General features: G+C 72.7%; 17 protein-coding genes and 2 pseudogenes. 14 read left to right on the top strand and 5 right to left on the bottom strand.

Annotation, left to right across the window (positions count from 1 at the left end; translation table 11 throughout):
• Nucleotides 1-102 precede the first annotated feature (102 nt).
• Nucleotides 103-1,302: an ABC transporter substrate-binding protein gene (locus N1F89_RS18470; protein ID WP_290085888.1), complete on the bottom strand. Its 1,200-nt coding sequence runs from the start codon at nucleotides 1,300-1,302 to the stop codon at nucleotides 103-105.
• Between the two features lie 309 nt (nucleotides 1,303-1,611).
• Between N1F89_RS18470 and N1F89_RS18465 the strand changes: the two genes are divergently transcribed.
• From N1F89_RS18465 to N1F89_RS18455, 3 genes are all read left to right on the top strand, one after another.
• On the top strand, nucleotides 1,612-2,490 hold the full coding sequence (locus N1F89_RS18465) for a CoA-transferase (RefSeq protein ID WP_290085887.1): 879 nt from the start codon (nucleotides 1,612-1,614) through the stop codon (nucleotides 2,488-2,490).
• A gap of 12 nt (nucleotides 2,491-2,502) precedes the next feature.
• The gene (locus N1F89_RS18460) at nucleotides 2,503-3,306 is read left to right on the top strand and encodes a ketoacid CoA transferase (RefSeq protein ID WP_290085886.1); all 804 of its coding nucleotides are present in this window, start codon (nucleotides 2,503-2,505) and stop codon (nucleotides 3,304-3,306) included.
• A 98-nt stretch (nucleotides 3,307-3,404) separates the two neighbouring features.
• Nucleotides 3,405-4,610 carry an acetyl-CoA C-acyltransferase gene (locus N1F89_RS18455; RefSeq protein ID WP_290085885.1) on the top strand — a complete coding sequence of 402 codons (1,206 nt, stop codon included), beginning with the start codon at nucleotides 3,405-3,407 and terminating at the stop codon, nucleotides 4,608-4,610.
• 22 nt (nucleotides 4,611-4,632) lie between these two features.
• On the opposite strand, the gene N1F89_RS18450 is transcribed toward N1F89_RS18455, so the two are convergent.
• Nucleotides 4,633-5,382, bottom strand: coding sequence for a TetR/AcrR family transcriptional regulator (locus N1F89_RS18450; protein ID WP_290085884.1), 750 nt, complete (start codon nucleotides 5,380-5,382; stop codon nucleotides 4,633-4,635).
• Between the two features lie 189 nt (nucleotides 5,383-5,571).
• Entirely contained in the window at nucleotides 5,572-6,336 is a 765-nt protein-coding gene (locus tag N1F89_RS18445) for an SDR family oxidoreductase (protein ID WP_290085883.1), read from the bottom strand.
• A gap of 131 nt (nucleotides 6,337-6,467) precedes the next feature.
• Between N1F89_RS18445 and N1F89_RS18440 the strand changes: the two genes are divergently transcribed.
• From N1F89_RS18440 to N1F89_RS18425, 4 genes are read left to right on the top strand one after another with little or no spacing between them, the layout of a single operon-like run.
• A complete protein-coding gene (locus N1F89_RS18440) occupies nucleotides 6,468-7,565 on the top strand; it encodes a nitronate monooxygenase (RefSeq protein ID WP_290085882.1) in 1,098 nt (365 codons plus the stop codon).
• Nucleotides 7,562-8,326, top strand: a complete 765-nt coding sequence (locus N1F89_RS18435; RefSeq protein WP_290085881.1) for an enoyl-CoA hydratase family protein — start codon at nucleotides 7,562-7,564, stop codon at nucleotides 8,324-8,326. Before N1F89_RS18440 ends, N1F89_RS18435 begins: the two co-directional genes overlap by 4 nt.
• Nucleotides 8,327-8,335: 9 nt before the next feature.
• Nucleotides 8,336-9,124: an SDR family oxidoreductase gene (locus tag N1F89_RS18430; RefSeq protein ID WP_290085880.1), complete on the top strand. Its 789-nt coding sequence runs from the start codon at nucleotides 8,336-8,338 to the stop codon at nucleotides 9,122-9,124.
• Complete coding sequence (locus N1F89_RS18425) at nucleotides 9,121-9,585, top strand: MaoC family dehydratase (RefSeq protein ID WP_290085878.1); 465 nt, start codon at nucleotides 9,121-9,123, stop codon at nucleotides 9,583-9,585. Before N1F89_RS18430 ends, N1F89_RS18425 begins: the two co-directional genes overlap by 4 nt.
• 82 nt (nucleotides 9,586-9,667) lie before the next feature.
• Here the strand turns inward: N1F89_RS18425 and N1F89_RS18420 are convergent, their stop codons facing one another.
• On the bottom strand, nucleotides 9,668-10,732 hold the full coding sequence (locus N1F89_RS18420; RefSeq protein ID WP_290085877.1) for a helix-turn-helix transcriptional regulator: 1,065 nt from the start codon (nucleotides 10,730-10,732) through the stop codon (nucleotides 9,668-9,670).
• Between the two features lie 283 nt (nucleotides 10,733-11,015).
• Here N1F89_RS18420 and N1F89_RS18415 point away from each other — a divergent pair, with 283 nt between their 5' ends.
• From N1F89_RS18415 to N1F89_RS18385, 7 genes and pseudogenes are all read left to right on the top strand, one after another.
• Entirely contained in the window at nucleotides 11,016-11,912 is an 897-nt protein-coding gene (locus tag N1F89_RS18415) for an enoyl-CoA hydratase (protein WP_290085876.1), read from the top strand.
• Nucleotides 11,913-11,928: 16 nt separating this feature from the next.
• Complete coding sequence (locus N1F89_RS18410; protein WP_290085875.1) at nucleotides 11,929-13,089, top strand: acyl-CoA dehydrogenase family protein; 1,161 nt, start codon at nucleotides 11,929-11,931, stop codon at nucleotides 13,087-13,089.
• A gap of 2 nt (nucleotides 13,090-13,091) precedes the next feature.
• Complete coding sequence (locus tag N1F89_RS18405; RefSeq protein WP_290085874.1) at nucleotides 13,092-14,186, top strand: acyl-CoA dehydrogenase family protein; 1,095 nt, start codon at nucleotides 13,092-13,094, stop codon at nucleotides 14,184-14,186.
• Entirely contained in the window at nucleotides 14,186-14,788 is a 603-nt protein-coding gene (locus N1F89_RS18400) for a phenylacetic acid degradation protein PaaY (RefSeq protein ID WP_290085873.1), read from the top strand. Before N1F89_RS18405 ends, N1F89_RS18400 begins: the two co-directional genes overlap by 1 nt.
• A gap of 52 nt (nucleotides 14,789-14,840) precedes the next feature.
• A complete protein-coding gene (locus N1F89_RS18395) occupies nucleotides 14,841-15,794 on the top strand; it encodes an NAD(P)-dependent oxidoreductase (protein ID WP_290085872.1) in 954 nt (317 codons plus the stop codon).
• Between the two features lie 179 nt (nucleotides 15,795-15,973).
• Nucleotides 15,974-16,279: pseudogene (locus N1F89_RS20715) on the top strand (class I SAM-dependent methyltransferase); the annotation flags it as partial.
• A gap of 64 nt (nucleotides 16,280-16,343) precedes the next feature.
• On the top strand, nucleotides 16,344-16,730 hold the full coding sequence (locus tag N1F89_RS18385; protein ID WP_290085889.1) for a hypothetical protein: 387 nt from the start codon (nucleotides 16,344-16,346) through the stop codon (nucleotides 16,728-16,730).
• Between the two features lie 25 nt (nucleotides 16,731-16,755).
• On the opposite strand, the pseudogene purU reads toward N1F89_RS18385, so the two are convergent.
• A pseudogene (gene purU / locus N1F89_RS18380) lies at nucleotides 16,756-16,850 on the bottom strand (formyltetrahydrofolate deformylase); the annotation flags it as partial.

The following is a 16,850-nucleotide window of genomic DNA, read 5'->3' as shown; positions in this document are numbered from 1 at the left end:
GCGGAGCCGGTCTGCCTTTCACCGAACCGCAGACCGGCTCCAAGCTGTCGTTCCGAGGCGATTGCGGACGGCGAACCGGTTCCCGCCCCGCCGGGAGGCGCGCTACTCCGGCAGCTCGCAGGTCGTCTCGGAGTGGGGCCGGAAGGCCTCCTCGGCCGGCACGGTGTGGACCAGCTTGAAGTAGTCGTCGCCCTCCTCGATCTCCGACGGCGCCTTGACCTCCAGCAGATACATGTCGTGGATCAGCCGGCCGTTCGGATAGAGCTCGCCGTTCTGCACGAAGAAGTCCTCGATCTCCATGCTGCGCATCTCGTCGAGCACCGCGTCCGGATCGTCGGTACCGGCGGCCGCGACGGCCTTGAGATAGGCGGTGACGGCGGAGTAGTTGCCGGCCGCCACCCAGCCGGGCGCGTTGCCGGTGATCTCCTTCATCGCGTTGCCGAAGGTGCGCGAGGCGTCGTCCTTGTTCCAGAACCAGGGGGCGGAGAAGCGCACGCCCTGCAGCGCCTCGGGCCCGATGGCGCGCGCGTCCGACTGGTGCAGGAAGGTGACGGCGATGTTCTGCCCGGCATCGATGATGCCGAACTCCTGCGCCTGCTTGAGCGCGTTGACCAGCTCCGGCCCGCTGAGGTTCATGATGATCGCCTCGGCGCCGGACGCCTGCGCCTGCAGCAGGTAGGAGGAGAAGTCGGTGGTGCCGAGCGGGGCGCGGATCTTGCCGCTGATCTCGCCGCCGCCCTCGGTGACCGCGGTCTCGACCCAGGCCTCCTGCACCTTGCCGGCCTCGTAGTCGGGCGACAGGATGAAGAACGACTTGCCGCCGCCCTCGAGCAGCGCCTTCACGGTGGTGCCGACGGTCGAGTAGGCATCGTAGGCCCAGGCGACGACATAGCCGTTGCAGTCGCCCTCGGTCGGGCGGTCGGTGATCGGCGAGACGAACAGGCCGATCTTGCCGTGCTTGCCGAGAAGCGTGTTGACGCCGAGCGCGATGGCCGAGTTGGTGACGTCGGCGATCACGTCGACGTCGTCCTGCTCGAGCCATTCGCGGGCGATCGCCAGACCGACGTCCGGCTTGTTCTGATGGTCGGCCGACAGCAGCTCGATCGGCTTGCCGAGCACCTCGCCGCCGAAATCCCGGATCGCCATCTCGACGGCATGGACGACCTCGGTGCCGCCGAGGGCGGAGAACGACGAGCTCTGGTCGTTGAGCACGCCGATCTTGACCGCGTCGTCGCCGGCCACCGCATGGCCGGCAAGGGCGACCGAGGCCAGAACGGTCGTCGCCAGCAAAATCTTCTTCATGGTTTCTCCTCCCGGGGTTCCAAAAAGGTGTGCCGGCGGCTGCCCTTCCCTTGCCCTGGGAAGCGCGGGCGCCTTGCAGCCCGACGAACGTTCGCAGCGGCGAGCGCAAACAACATCGTCCTAACAGACTATGGAAGACGCCGTCCGGCCGGCAGTTTGCCGCGGACGGCGCGCGGCGGCCGGCTGCGGCGGATCCTAGTCCCATCAGACGATGCAGCCGGCCCCCCGCCGTCGCATTCATCGCCCGACCGGCCGCCGCCCGCCCGGGCGGCCCGCCGCAACCGAAACAACCAAGCGGACTGGGCACAGATGAACAAGCAGATGGACCTCGGCGCGGTCGTCGCATCGCTGCGTGACGGCATGACGATCGGCGTCGGCGGCTGGGGCCCGCGGCGCAAGCCGATGGCGCTGATCCGCGAGATCCTGCGCTCCGACCTGAAGGACCTGACCGTCGTCGCCTATGGCGGCCCGGAGATCGGCATGCTGTGCGCGGCCGGCAAGGTGAAGCGGCTCGTCTACGGCTTCGTCTCGCTCGACTTCATTCCCATCGAGCCGTTCTTCCGCAAGGCGCGCCAGGCCGGCGGCATCGCGGCGAGCGAGCTCGACGAAGGGCTGCTGCTGCTCGGCCTGCAGGCGGCCGGGCACCGCCTGCCCTTCCTGCCGACGCGGGTCGGGCTCGGCTCCGACGTGACCGCCATCAATCCGCATTTCCGCACGGTGACCTCGCCCTACGAGGACGGCGAGACGCTGCTCGCCATGCCCGCCATCGCGCTCGACGCCGCGCTGCTGCATGTCAGCCGCGCCGACCGGCTGGGCAACACCCAGACCGACGGGCCGGACCCCTATTTCGACGCGCTGTTCGCGCGCGCCGCGGAGCACTGCTACGTCACCACCGAGGCGCTGGTCGAGCGCATCGACCTCGCCTGCCCGGAAGGCGCGAAGGCGAGCCTCTTCGAGCGCTCGCTGGTCACCGGCGTGGTGGAGGCGCCGCTCGGTGCCCACCCCACCACCGCGCACGACGCCTACGGCTGGGACGCCGACCACCTCAAGGAGTATGCCCGGCTGGCGACCGAGGAGGACGGCTGGCAGCGCTATTTCGAGACCTACGTCGCCGGCGGCGAAGCCGGCTATGCCGAACGCGTCGGCGGTGCTGAGCGCATCCGCGACCTTCCGATCCCGACCTTCTGAGCGAGCAGGCCCATGACCGAGACCACCGACTTCACCCTCGCCGAGCTCGCCATCTGCGCGGCGGCCGAGGCCTGGCGCGGCGGCGGCGAGGTGCTGGCGACCGGCATCGGCCCGGTGCCGCGCCTGGCGGCCGGGCTCGCCAAGCTGACCTTCGCGCCGGAGATCCTGATGACCGACGGCGAGGCCTTCCTCGTCGAGGAGCCGGTGCCGCTCGGCCCGCGCAACGGCGACCGGCCGCGCCCTTCCGGCTGGATGCCCTATCATCGCGTGTTCGACGCCACCTGGTGCGGCCGCCGCCATGCGATGGTCACGCCGGTGCAGCTCGACCGCTGGGGCCAGGCCAACATCGCCGCGCTCGGCCCCGAGCTCGACCGGCCGAAGGTGCAGCTTCTCGGCGTGCGCGGCTTTCCCGGCAACAGCATCAGCCATCGCAACTCGATGTTCCTGCCCGCCCATTCGCCGCGCGCCTTCGTCGCGGGCGAGGTCGACGTCGTCGCCTCGGTCGGCTTTTCCGACCGGCGCTGGCCGCGGGGCGTGGCGAAGCTGCCGGTCGACATCGGCATCGTCGTCACCGATCTGTGCGTGATGGACTTCAACGGCCCGGACCATGCCGCGCGCGTCGTCTCGCTGCATCCCGGCGTGCGCTTCGCGCAGGTGCAGAAGGCGACCGGCTTTCCGCTGCTTGAGGCCGACACCTGCACGACGACGCCGGTACCGGACGCCGAGCAGCTCGCCATCATCCGCCGGCTCGACCCGACCGGCATCCGCGCCTCCGTCATCAAGGGCAATCCGCCCGGCGTGCGCCGCGCCGCCTGAGCGCGGCGGCCGCCGGCGGCCGGCGTAGTCCGGCCGGACGATGCTGCACCGCGGCACGGCGCCTAGGGCTCGGGGTCCCAAGCACGAGGAGCCCCGCCTTGCGAGAAGCCGTCATCGTCTCCGTCGCCCGGACCCCGGTCGCAAAAGCCTTCCGCGGCGCCTACAACGACACCGAGGCGCCGGTGCTGTCCGGCCACGCCGCGCGGCACGCGGTCGAGCGGGCCGGCGTCGACCCGGCCGAGATCGCCGACATCGTCTTCGGCTGCGCCGCGCAGCAGGGCACGCAGGGCTACAACATCGCCCGGCTGACGGCGGCCACCGCCGGCCTGCCCGACAGCGTCCCGGGCATGACCATCGACCGCATGTGCGCCTCCGGTCTGATGGCGCTGGCGACGGCGGCCAAGCAGATCATGGTCGACGGCATGGACGTCGTCCTGGCCGGCGGCGTCGAATCGATCAGCCTGACCCAGAACAAGCACAAGAACGCCCACCGGGCGCGCTCCGAAGCGGTCGTGGCGCGCTGGCCGCACATGTATGTCAGCATGATCGAGACGGCCGAGATCGTGGCGCGCAAATACGGCGTCACGCGCCGGGCGCAGGACGAGTTCGCCCTGGCGAGCCAGCTTCGCGCCGCGGCCGCCCAGCAGGAAGGCCGCTTCGACGAGGAGATCGTGCCGCTGGCGACCAGCAAGATCGTCGTCGATCGGCAGACCAGGGAGACGCGCCGCGAGGACGTCGTTCTGGAGCGCGACGAGGGCGTGCGCGCCGACACCACGCTCGACGGGCTGGAAAGGCTGCAGCCGGTGTTCGCCGACGGCGAGGTGGTCAGGCAGGGCACGCATGTGACGGCCGGCAACGCCTCGCAGTTCTCCGACGGCGCGGCGGCGCTGGTGCTGATGGAGGCGGGACTGGCCGAAAGGCGCGGGCTCGAGCCGCTCGGCGCCTATCGCGGCATGGCGGTGGCCGGCGTCGCGCCGGAGGAGATGGGCATCGGCCCCGTGCGCGCGGTGCCGGCACTGCTGAAGACGCACGGGCTCGCGATCGACGACATCGGCCTGTGGGAGCTCAACGAGGCGTTCGCCGCCCAGGCGCTCCACTGCCGCGACGCGCTCGGCATCGCGCCGGACCGGCTCAACGTCAATGGCGGCGCCATCGCGCTTGGCCATCCCTTCGGCATGACCGGCGCGCGCACCGCCGGTCACCTGCTCCTCGAGGGGCGCCGGCGGGGCGCGCGATACGGCGTCGTCACCATGTGCATCGGCGGCGGCATGGGTGCGGCCGGGCTGTTCGAGATCTACGGCTGAGACCGCGCGGCCGGCGGGGCGTTCAGGGCAGAAGCTGCTCGAGCGCCTCGATCTGGCCGCGCAGCGACTGGATGGTCTGGCGCAGCGTCGCCAGGTCGCCGTTGACGCCCTCGGGCTTGCGCAGCCCCTGCATGGCGATGTCGGCGATCGCCTCGGCGATCTCCTGCGGCGTCTTGGGACCGGACGGCGAGTACCAGCGCGACGTCCAGTTGGCCATGCCGATGACGGCGAAGGCGGCGATCTTGGGGTCGACGTCGCGGAACTCGCCGGCGGCGATCCCGTCGCTGATGCAGCGCACGTAGAAATCGTAGATCTGTCTCCGGCTCTGGTTGTAGAGGCCGCCGAGATCGGACGGGATCTGCGCCTCGAGCCGGGTGAAGAAGAGGAAGCGCGAGCCCGACGACAGGCGGCGCACGATGCCGTCGGTGACGGCGCGGCGCAGGCGCTCGCTCGCCGTCAGGCTGGTGTCGTCGATCAGCGCCTGAAGCTGGTTCGACGGCATCAGCGCCTCGGCCTCGACGAGCGCGGCGAGGATCTCCTCCTTGTTGCGGAAGTAGTGGTAGACCGCCGATCGGCCGAGACCGATCTCCTGGGCGATGTCGCCCATGCCGGTCTGCGCGTAGCCCTTCTCGTCGAACATGCGGGCGGCGATGTCGATCAGCTGCTCGCGCACCAGCTCCTTGCGCGGGTTGGTCGGCTGCTTCGGCGCCGGCGCGGCGCGCGCGGTCCGGCGGCGGCCGTCTGCCGGGGCGGCGGGCTTCATTCTGGCCATCGCATCACGCTTTCCTTGCCCGTCAGCGCGCTGTCTCCACAGGCGTTTATCCCATAAGGCGCAAGCATGGAATCCACGCCGGCGCTTTTGCCACAGTCTCTTTGCCGCCGGCCGCAGCGGCAATGCCGTGCCGGCGAACCTGTCAGGCGGCGCGGCCGCCGGCATACCCCGTTCGGACGATACCGGCCGTCAGCCGATGGTCTGCGCCCCGTCGACGACCAGCACGCTGCCGCTGACATAGGCGGCGTCGGACGAGGCGAGATAGGCGATCGCGGCGGCGATGTCGTCCGGCGCGCCGCCGTCGGTGCGCCCGGCGAGCCGCGGCGGACGCACCACAAGCGCGGCATCGGCACCGGCAAGCGGCGGCTGGCCGGTGGCGATGCCGGTCTTCACCCGGCCCGGACAGACGGCGTTGAAGCGCACGCCGTCGGGGGCGCACTCGACGGCCAGCGAGCGCGTCAGCGCCACCAGCCCGGCCTTGGCCGCAGCGTAGTGCGCGGCATAGGCGATGCCCCGGACGGCGGCCGTCGAGGCGGTGGTCACGACGTTGCCGCGCGCGGCCCTGAGCGCCGGGAGGGCCGCCTGGACGATGCGGAAGACGCTGGTCAGGTTGACCGCCAGCACCGTGTCCCATTCGGCCGCCGCGATGGCGGCGAAATGGCCACGGCGGTAGATGCCGGCGTTGCACACCACGCAGTCGAGCCCGCCGAACGCGCTGGCCGCCCGATCCGCCATCGCCGCCGACGCCGCGCCGTCGGCCGCATCGTAGGTCAGGTCCACCACGTCGGCGCCGTGCACGGCGGCAAGCTCCCGCGCCACCGCTTGCAGCGCGGCCGCATCGCGGTCGGCCAGCACGAGCCGCGCGCCTTCGCCGGCGAGCCGCGCGGCGGTGGCGCGGCCGATGCCGTGCGCCGCGCCGGTGACCAGCGCCGCCTTGCCGTCGAACCGTCTCATGCCTTCCTCCCCGAATGCCGCGGCAGACTCGGTGGCGGGCGGCCCGCCGGCATCCCCCGTTCGGACGATGCGGCTTGGAGTGGCGGCGCGCATCACGCTAGAACGACTGCGAAGAGAAAGACCGTCCCGCCATGGCCGCCTCCCTGCACACGCCCCTCTGCGACCTGCTCGGCTGCCGCCATCCGGTCGTGCAGTCGGCGATGGGCTGGGTCGCCGACGCGCGGCTGACGGCGGCGACCTGCAACGCCGGCGGCTTCGGCTTCCTGGCCGGCGCGACGATCGAGCCGGGCGGCGTCGAGGCCGCCATCCGCGACGTCAAGGCGCGCACCGCACGGCCCTTCGGCGTCAACTTCCACATGTTCCAGCCCAATGCGGAGGAGGTGCTCGAGGCGGTGATCCGCCACAAGGTGCGCGCCGTCTCCTACGGCCGCGGTCCCGACGCGCGCACGATCGGCCGGCTGAAGGATGCCGGCGTCGTGTGCATGCCGACCGTCGGCGCGCTCCGCCACGCGGTGAAGGCGGTCGCGCTCGGCGCCGACGTCGTCACCGTGCAGGGCGGCGAAGGCGGCGGCCACACCGGCGCCGTGCCGACCACCGTGCTGCTGCCGCAGGTGCTCGACGCGGTGCATGTGCCGGTCGTCGCCGCCGGCGGCTTTGCCGACGGGCGCGGCCTGGTCGCCGCGCTCGCCTATGGCGCGGCCGGCATCTCGATGGGCACGCGCTTCCTGCTGACCAGCGATTCGCCGGTGCCGCGGGCGACGCTGCAGCGCTATCTGGAAACCCGCGATCCAGGCGCCATCAAGGTGTCCACCGCGGTCGACGGCCTGCCGCAGCGCTTCATCGACAACCGGGCGCTGCAGCGGCTGGAGCGCATGAGCCTGCCGGCGAAGCTCGCCGTCAGCGCCCGCTACGCCCGCCAGTGGGGCAGGCAGGCCGGCCTCGGTCCGCTCGGCATGGCCCGGCTCGGCCTCAGGCTGATGACCGGCGACGAAGGCGGCTTCCGGCAGACGGCGATGGCGGCCAACCTGCCCGCCCTCGTCCAGCGCAGCATCGTTGCCGGCGATCCCGACCGCGGGCTGCTGCCCTCCGGCCAGGTCGCCGCGCGCATCGACGCGCTGGAGAGCTGCGAGGCGCTGATCGCGGCGATCATGCGCGACGCCGAACAGCGGCTCGACGCGCTCGCCGCGCTGCGCGCCGCGCCGGCGGCCAGCCAAGGGAGACCCCATTGAAGCAGCAGTTCCGCACGCATGTCTCGGCCGGCGTGGCCGAGCTGATCATCGACAGCCCGCCGGTCAACGCGCTCGATTCGGCCGGCTGGCGGGCGCTCGGCGTGGAGATCGACCGCCTCAACGGCGACGCGGAGGTGCGCGTCATCGTCGTGCGCGCCGAGGGCAAGGGCTTCTGCGCCGGCGTCGACATCAAGGAGCTGCAGGCGCATCCCGGCCGCATCGTCGAGGTCAACGCCGGCAACTACGAGACCTTCCGGGCGCTGCACCGCGGGCTGAAGCCGGCGATCGTCGCCGTGCACGGCTACGTGCTGGGCGGCGGCATCGGCATCTGCGGCTCGGCCGACATCGTGCTGGCGGCGCCCGACGCGCGCTTCGGCGTGCCGGAGGTCGACCGCGGGGCGCTCGGCGCGGGCGCGCATCTGCAGCGCATGTTCCCGCTGCAGAAGGTGCGCCGCATGTACTTCACCGGCGAGACGGTCGATGCCGGGGAGGCCTACCGGCTCGGCGCGGTCGAACGCGTCGTGCCGCGCGAGCGGCTGCGCGAGGAAGCGCTGGAGCTCGCCCGGCGGATCGCCGCCAAGAGCCCGACGATGATCCGCCTCGCCAAGGAGGCGCTCAACGGCGTCGAGGACGGCGACCTGGAGCGCCACTACCGCTGGGAGCAGGGCTTCACCGCGCAGGCCTATCTCACCGCCGAGAGCCAGGAGGCGCGCGACGCCTTCGTGCAAAAGCGCGACGCCGATTTCGGCCGCAAGACGTAAGGACCCTCGATGACACAACCGGTTCCGCCCTACGTGCCGGGGCACGGCCTGCTCGCCGGCAAGAGCGTGCTGATCACCGCGGCCGCGGGCGCCGGCATCGGCTTCGCGGCGGCCAAGAAGGCCGTCGAGGAAGGCTGCCGCGCCATCATGATCTCCGACATCCATGCGCGCCGGCTGGCCGAGGCGGCCGAGGCGCTGCGCGCGCTGGCGCCCGCCGCCGCGGTGCACCACAAGGTGTGCGACGTGACGCGCGAGGACGACGTGCAGGCGCTGGTCGGCGCCGCCGAGGCGGCGCTCGGCGGCATCGACGTCCTGATCAACAATGCCGGGCTCGGCGGCCTGTCGAGCGTCGTGGAGATGCGCGACGAGGAGTGGCACCGCGTGCTCGACGTCACGCTGACCGGCACCATGCGCATGACGCGCGCCGCGCTCAAGGTGATGATCCCGCGGCGCGCCGGCGCCATCGTCAACAACGCCTCTGTGCTCGGCTGGCGGGCGCAGAAGGGCCAGGCGCACTATGCCGCGGCCAAGGCCGGCGTGATGGCGCTGACCAGGTGCAGCGGCGTCGAGGCGGCCGAGCACGGCATCCGCGTCAACGCCGTGTCGCCGTCGATCGCCATGCACGACTTCCTCAAGAAGGCCTCGCCGCAGGAAGAGCTCGACCGGCTGGCCGGCCGCGAGGCGTTCGGCCGCGCCGCCGAGGTCTGGGAGGTCGCCAACGTGATGATGTTCCTCGCCTCCGACTATGCCGGCTACATGGTCGGCGAGGTGGTCTCGGTGTCGAGCCAGCACGCGTGAGCGGACCGTTCGCGTTTTCCTGCCCCGCCGAGGCGGTCGCCGGCGTGGGGCGGGCGCTCGGGCCGGGCGGCTGGCTCGCCGTCGACCAGCAGCGCATCGACCTGTTCGCCCGGGCGACCGGCGACGAACAGTGGATCCATGTCGATCCCGAGCGCGCCGCATGCGGGCCGTTCGGCCGGACCATCGCTCACGGCTACCTGACGCTGTCGCTGGTCAACCTGTTCCTGCCGGAGCTGATCGTCGCCCGCGGCGCCCGGATGGCCATCAACTACGGCGCCGACCGGCTGCGCTTTCCCGCGCCGGTGCCGGTCGGCGCGCGCATCCGCGCCGCCGGCACGCTCGTCAGGGCCGCGCCGGTCGGGCCGGACGGCGTGCAGACCACCTGCCGCATCGCCGTCGAGATCGCCGGCGCCGAAAAGCCCGGCTGCGTCGCCGACATCATCAGCCGCTTTCACTTCTGAACCGTCGGGCCCGCGTGCAAGCGGCCCGCGCCCATGCCGGACGCGGGCCGCCGTTCGCCCGGGAGGATGCGAACGTCGCCCGTCAGGCGATGCCGCGCGGCCGCTCGCCGAGCACCGCGGCACTGTTGAGCACGAGGCGGACCAGCTCGGTCTGGCGGGTGATGCCGCTCTTGGAGAAGATCGAGCGCAGATGGGCGCGCGCGGTGTTGCGCGAGATGTCGAGCGAGGCGGCGGCGTCCTCGAGCGACAGCCCGGCCGTCAGCCGCCGCGCCACGGCGGCCTCGGCCGGCGTCAGGTCGAAGAGCTGGCGCACCAGCTCGCCCTCGACCTCGGCGTGCGCCTCGGGATCGCGGATGTAGACGGCGACGGCGGCGGCGGTCGCCGGTCCGGCGCGCCGCTCGGCCGGGATCGGCTGCACGATCACGCCGAGGTCGCGGCCGCCCGACCGCTTGCTCAGCGACAGGCCGCGCGAGACCGGCGTCTCGCCGTGCGCGGCGCCGCGGATCGCCTGCTGCAGCGCGCGGTCCTCGCGCGCGCAGGTCGCGCGCAGCTTGCCGGCCTGCACCTGCAACCCGTCGCGCGCGGCGAGCGCCTCCTGTCCGAGCGCCGAGCCGCGCACGATGCGGCCGGCCGCATCGAGCATGACCACGCCGACCGACAGCCGGTCCATGACGCTGGAATAGAGCGCGCGTTCGATCTCGCTGGCGCCGAGCCGGGCGGACAGCTCCATGCCGCGGCGCAGCTGCGAGACCAGGATCTCGCAGACCGAGGCCTCCTCCTCGTCGAAGCCGGAGGCCGACAGCGGGCGGAAGACATGCAGCGCATAGCGCGTGCCGTTGGCCTCGCTGGTCGTCGCGGCGCCGGCATGGTGGTGCGTCTCGAGCAGCTCGGCGAGCCGCGCCTCCTCGCAACCGGCGTCCGGCGCGCGGTCGCCGGCGGCGACCTCCCCTGCCCCCTCCTCGGCGACCACCAGCAGCGCCAGCCCCGGCCCGGTCCGGTCCTCGATGCGGATCGCCACGGCGCACGCCGCCATCTGCGTGCGGATGAGCTCGGCCGAATGCTGCAGCGGCGCGCCCGACAGCAGACTGTCGGAGACACGCGTGAAGAACAGGCCGAACTCCACGACGGAGCGGGGGTGGAAAGTCATCGCGTGTCCTCCAGTCTGCGCCCGCCGGCGATGTGCCGCAGCCCCGTCCCGCCGCCCCTCGACGGACCGTCGTCGGGCCTCCTCCCGGCCGCCGGCTGCGACCTTGATTGACATTGTTGTCACTATTTCGACGCACCGTCAAATATTTTCGACGATGCGTCGAAAATTCATCGAAAGCGTCAATCGTCCGGGTGCGGGGCCGGCCCCGCGCGGTCTGCTAGTCCCTTCGGACGATTGCAGCGCGCGATGCCGCGCCTAGCGTGGCGCTTCGAAAGGCAAGGCAATGGATGATCTCGTTCCCCCGCGCACGGCGGACATCACCTACGAGACGGAGGCGCCGGTCCGCTACGAGACCGAGGGGCCGGTCGCCTGGATCGTGATGGACCGGCCGAAATACAACAACGCGCAGAACTCGCAGATGACCTACGCGCTCGACGACGCCTTCCGGCGCGCCGTCGACGACGACGCGGTCAAGGTCATCGTGCTGGCCGGCGCCGGCAAGCACTTCTCGGCCGGCCACGACATCGGCACGCCCGGCCGCGACGTGGCCAAATCCTTCGAGCGGCGGCTCCTGTGGGCCGATCACGTCAACAAGCCGGCCGCCGAGATGCTCTACACCCGCGAGCAGGAGGTCTATCTCGGCATGTGCCGGCGCTGGCGCGAGGCGCCGAAGCCGACCATCGCCGCCGTGCAGGGCGCCTGCATCGCCGGCGGGCTGATGCTCGCCTGGGTGTGCGACTTCATCGTCGCCAGCGAGGACGCCTTCTTCCAGGACCCGGTGGTGCGCATGGGCATTCCCGGCGTCGAGTATTTCGCGCACGCCTTCGAGCTGCCGCCGCGCGTGGCCAAGGAGTTCCTGATGCTCGGCGAGCGCATGCCGGCCGAGCGCGCGCACCGCTTCGGCATGGTCAACCGCCTGGTGGCGCGCGAGGCGCTGACGCGCGAGGTGCAGGCGATGGCCGAACGGCTCGCCGCCCAGCCGCGGCTCGGCCTGTGGCTGTCCAAGCAGGCGATCAACCATGTCGAGGAGCTGCGCGGCAAGCGCGCCGCCATGGACGCGCAGTACCACATGCACCATTTCGCGCACGCCCAGAACGACCTGACGACCGGCAACATGCTGGCCGGACAGGACGCCCGGAGCATGGCCGCGGCGAACAAGAAACAGGCCGGCGAGAGCTGACGGCGGAGCGGCGACCTTGGATCTGACCTACACGCCGCAGGAGCGCGCCTTCCGGGCCGAGGTGCGGGCCTGGATGGAGGCCAACGTGCCGGCCGCGCCGCTGCCCTCCTTCGACGCCTCGCGCGCCGGCTTCGAGGCGCACCGCGCCTGGGAGCGCACGCTCAACGCCGGCCGCTGGGGCATGGTGACATGGCCGCAGGCCTATGGCGGGCGCGGGCTCGATCTCGTGCGCTGGCTGATCTTCGAGGAGGAGTACTGGCGCGCCGGCGCGCCGCTGCGCGTCAACCAGAACGGCATCTTCCTGCTCGGCCCGACGCTGATGGAGTTCGGCACGGAGGCGCAGAAGGCGCGCTTCCTGCCGGCCATGGCCTCCGGCGCGGAGATCTGGGCGCAGGCCTGGTCGGAGCCGCAGGCCGGCAGCGACCTCGCCGCCGTACGCGCCGCCGCGCGCCGCGACGGCGCGGACTACGTGCTGTCGGGCCACAAGATCTGGTCGTCGCGCGCCGTCTTCGCCGACTGGGCGTTCGGCCTGTTCCGCAGCGACCCGGCGTCGGAGCGCCATCGCGGCCTGTCGCTGATCCTGTTCCCGCTCGACGCGCCGGGCGTGCGGGTGCAGCCGATCGCGCAGATCGACGGCGAGACGGGCTTTGCCGAGATCCTGCTCGAGGACGTGCGCGTGCCGGCCTTCAACCGGCTCGGCGGCGACGGCGAGGGCTGGCGCATCTGCATGGCGACGGCCGGCTTCGAGCGCGGCCTGATGCTGCGCTCGCCGGCCCGCTACCAGGTCGCCGCCGCGCGGCTGGTCGCGCTCTACCGGGCCAATCGCGAGACCTGCGGGCCGGAGACGCGCGCCGCCGTGCTGCAGGCCGTCATGGACGCGGATGCCTACGCGCTGTCGATCTACGCGACGGCCTCGCGGCTCGACGCCGGCGGCGCGATCGGCGCCGAAGCCTCGACCAACAAGATCTTCTGGTCGGAGATGGACATCGCGCTGCACCGCACGGCGCTGTCGATCCTCGGCGCGCGCGCCGAACTCGTGCGCGACGCGCCGGCGGCCGGCGCGGACGCGGGCTGGCTCGACGGCTATTTCTTCTCGCTGGCCGGCCCGATCTACGCCGGCTCGAACGAGATCCAGAAGAACATCATCGCCGAGCGCATGCTCGGCCTGCCGAGGTGACGATGGACTTCCGCTTCACCGAGCAGCAGGAAATGATGGCCGAAACGGTGCGGGCGCTGCTCGCCGATCTCTGCCAGCCGGCCGACCTGCGCCGCCTGATGCGCGCCGGCGCGCCGCGCGACACGGCGCGCTGGGCGGCGATCGTCGAGATGGGACTTGCCGGCGCGCTGGTGCCGGAAGACAGCGGCGGCCTCGGCCTGGCGCCGGTCGACTTCGTCCTGATCGCGCAGGCCTGCGGCCATGCCGCCCTGCCCGAGCCGCTGGTCGAGAACGCCGGCGTGGCGCTGCCGCTGCTCGCCGCCGTCGCCGACGACGCGCGCGCCGCGCCGGTCCTGGCGCGCGCGCTCGCCGGCGAGATCACCGTGGCGCTCAAGCACCCGGCGAACCCGTTCGTGGCCGACGCCGACACGGCCGGCGCGCTGCTCGTGCTCGACGACGACCGGCTGCACCTCGTGGCGCCCGAGGCGGCGGCGCCGCTGCGCCAGCAGAGCGCGGACCCGTTCCGCCGGCTCTTCTCGCTCGGCCGGCCGCCCGCCCCCGACACCGCGCTGACCGCCGGCCGCGGCCTGCGCGCGGCCGCCGACGCGGCGTTCGAGCGCGGCGCGCTGTTTGCCGCCGCGCAGCTTCTCGGCATCGCCCAGCGCGCCGTCGACCTGGCGGTCGGCTATGCCGGCGAGCGCACCCAGTTCGGCCGGCCGATCGGCGCCAACCAGGCGGTCAAGCACCTGCTGTCGACGGCGCAGGTGAAGATCGCGTTCGCCCGGCCGGTGGTGCATGCGGCGGCGGCGCGGCTCGACCCGTCGGACGTCGTTTCCCGCGCCCGCGTCTCGCACGCCAAGCTCGCCGCGGCCGACGCCGCCGATCTCGCCTGCCGCACCGCGGTCCAGGTGCACGGCGCGATGGGCTATTCCTGGGAGGTCGACGTGCATTTCTTCCTCAAGCGCGCGCTTGCGCTGGCCGGCTGGTGGGGCGACGCGCATGTCCACCGCGCACGCGTCGCCGAGCGCGTCTTCGGCCACCCGCTCGGCGCCGAGCACACCTTCGCCGACGCGGCGGCGATGGCCGGCACCGGCGCGGCCGGCAGCGGGCGGCCGTGATGCCCTGCTACGGCTTCCAGGGCATCCGCCCCGTCGTGCATCCGACGAGCTTCCTGCATCCGACGGCCTCGCTGATCGGCGACGTGATCGTCGGCCCCGGCTGCTACATCGCCGCGGGCGCCTCGCTGCGCGGCGATTTCGGCCGCATCGTCGTCGCCGGCGACAGCTCGATCCAGGACTGCTGCACGCTGCACACCGGCGCCGACAGCGACTGCGTGATCGGCCGCGGCGCGACGGTCGGCCACGGCGCGGTCGTGCACGGGGCGACGGTGGGCGAGAACGCGCTGGTCGGCATGAACGCGGTGATCCTCGACGGTGCGGTGATCGGCGCGGAATGCCTCGTCGCCGCGCTGTCGCTCGTCAAGTCGGGCATGCGGGCGCCGGCGCGCAGCCTGATCGCCGGCAATCCGGCGCGGCTGGTGCGCACGCTGCCGGCCGAGGCGATCGTGTGGAAGAACGACGGCGACGGCGCCTATCAGCGGCTGGCGCGCCAGTCGCTCGCCGACTTCGCCGCATGCGCGCCGCTCGCCGAGCCGGAGGCCGACCGCCGACGCGTGTCGGGCGACGCCCGCGCGGTGCGGCTCGGCCCCGCCGACGGCTGACCGGCATGGCCCCGGCCGCAAAGCGCCATGGCGCGCGCAAGGGAGACGCCCGATGAACGTCCTGATCGTCGGCGGCACCGGCATGATCGGCGGCCATGCCGCGCTGCATCTCGAGGCCGAGGGGCACGCGGTCACGCTGGCCGCCCGCAAGCCGCCGCTGGCCGGTGGGCCGCTGGCGGCCTTTCCGCTCCTCCTCGGCGACTACACCGAAGGCGACTTCCGCGAGACGCATCTCGCGCCCTTCGACGCCGTGGTGTTCGCCGCCGGCAACGACATCCGCCACATCCCCGCCGACGCGGACGCGACGGCGTTCTGGGAACGCACGCAGATCCGCGGCGTGCCGGCCTTTGCCGCCACCGCCAGGCGCGCCGGCGTCGGCCGCTTCGTCCAGCTCGGCAGCTACTACCACCAGGTGATGCCGCACCTCGTCGCGCAGAACGCCTATGTGCGGGCGCGGGCGCTCGCCGACGCGGGGGCGCGGGCGCTGGCCGACGCCGATTTCAACGTGTCGACGCTCAATCCGCCGTCGATCGTCGGCGTGCTGCCGGGCGTGCCGGCGCCGCGCTACGAGACGCTGACGGCCTCGGCGCGCGGCGAACGGCCGGACCTTCCCGACCATGCGCCGCCCGGCGGCACCAACTACATGTCGGTGCGCTCGCTGTGCGAGGCGATCTCCGGCGCGCTGGCCGGCGCCGAAAGCGGCCGCGCCTATCTGATCGGCGACCGCAACCTCAGCTTCCGCGCCTTCTTCCAGATGGTGTTCGACGCCGCCGGCAGCCCGCGGCGGCTCGTCGAGCGCGACGCCGAGCACCCGCTGCTGCCCGACGCCTTCATCGTGCCGGGCCGCGGCACGGTGCTCGCCTACGAACCGGACCCGGTCGAAACCGCCCTGCTCGGCTATCGCCGCAACGACGTCGCCCGCGCGGTCGCCGAGATCGTCGCGGCCCTGCAGCGCCGCACTGATCCCGCCGACGCGCCGCCGGCGCGTGCCGCACGACGCTCCTGAGGCGCTGGCAAAGCGCTCGCGGTCTGCTACAGGCTGTTGCCGCCGGGCGGAGCCGCCCGGCCGCGCGGCCATGCGGCGAAATCCACGGGACGGCCCGTCCGGCAGCGCGACGCGACAACACGTGAGAGCCGCCGCGCGATTGCCGCGAAGGCAGAGCGGCTCCAGCCACGGAACGGGACATGCAGCCGACCAACCGCTACGGCGCCCTCGCCGCCTGGGTCTACGAGCTCGACAAGCCCGTCGGCCGCTCCTTCGGCGACATCGCCTTCTATCGCCAGCGGCTGGCGGGATGCGACGGGCCGATCCTCGAGCCGGCCGTCGGCAACGGCCGCGTAATGATCCCGCTGCTGCAGGACGGGCACGCGGTGCACGGCTTCGACACCTCGCCGGAGATGCTCGAGCGGTGCCGCCAGGCGTGCCGCGCGCATGGCGTGACGGCGACGCTCAGCCGGCAGGGCTTCGAGAGCTTCGTTTCTCCGGTCGCCTTCGCGGCGATCGTCGTTCCGGCGGGATCGTTCCAGCTTCTCGTCGATCCGGCCGCCGCGCGCGGTGCTGCGCCGTTTCCGCGACGCGCTCGCCCCCGGCGGCCGGCTTCTGCTCGACCTCGATCCGCTCGGCTGCCTCGCCGAGCCGCCGTCGCCGCCGCGCTTCTGGGAGAGCGGCGACGACCTGCTGGTGCTTCACGAGAGCCGGGCGCAGACGGATTTCGTGCGCCAGACCAGCGTCTCCCTGCTGCGCTACGAGCAGTGGCGGAGCGGCCGGCTGGCGGCGAGCGAGCTCGAGCTGTTCGCGCTGCGCTTCTGGGGCGTTCTGGAGTTCGAGCTGGCGCTGCGCGAGGCGGGCTTCGCCGACATCCTTGTGTGCGGCGACTACCGGGCCGACACGCCGCCGGACGGCGCCGCGACGGTCGTCACATTCGAGGCACGCGCCGCCTGAGCCCTGCCCTGCCGGCGGGCCGGTTTCAGCCCATGCGTTCGGAGGCGTAGCTGCCGGGCGAAGCGGGGAAGACGACGGTGCGGTCGCCGTTGAGGAAGACGCGGCGGTGGATGTGCGCGT

It is taken from the genome of Aquibium sp. A9E412 (assembly GCF_030398335.1).
GTDB lineage: Bacteria > Pseudomonadota > Alphaproteobacteria > Rhizobiales > Rhizobiaceae > A9E412.
This window is presented reverse-complemented; position numbering and strand designations above follow the sequence as displayed.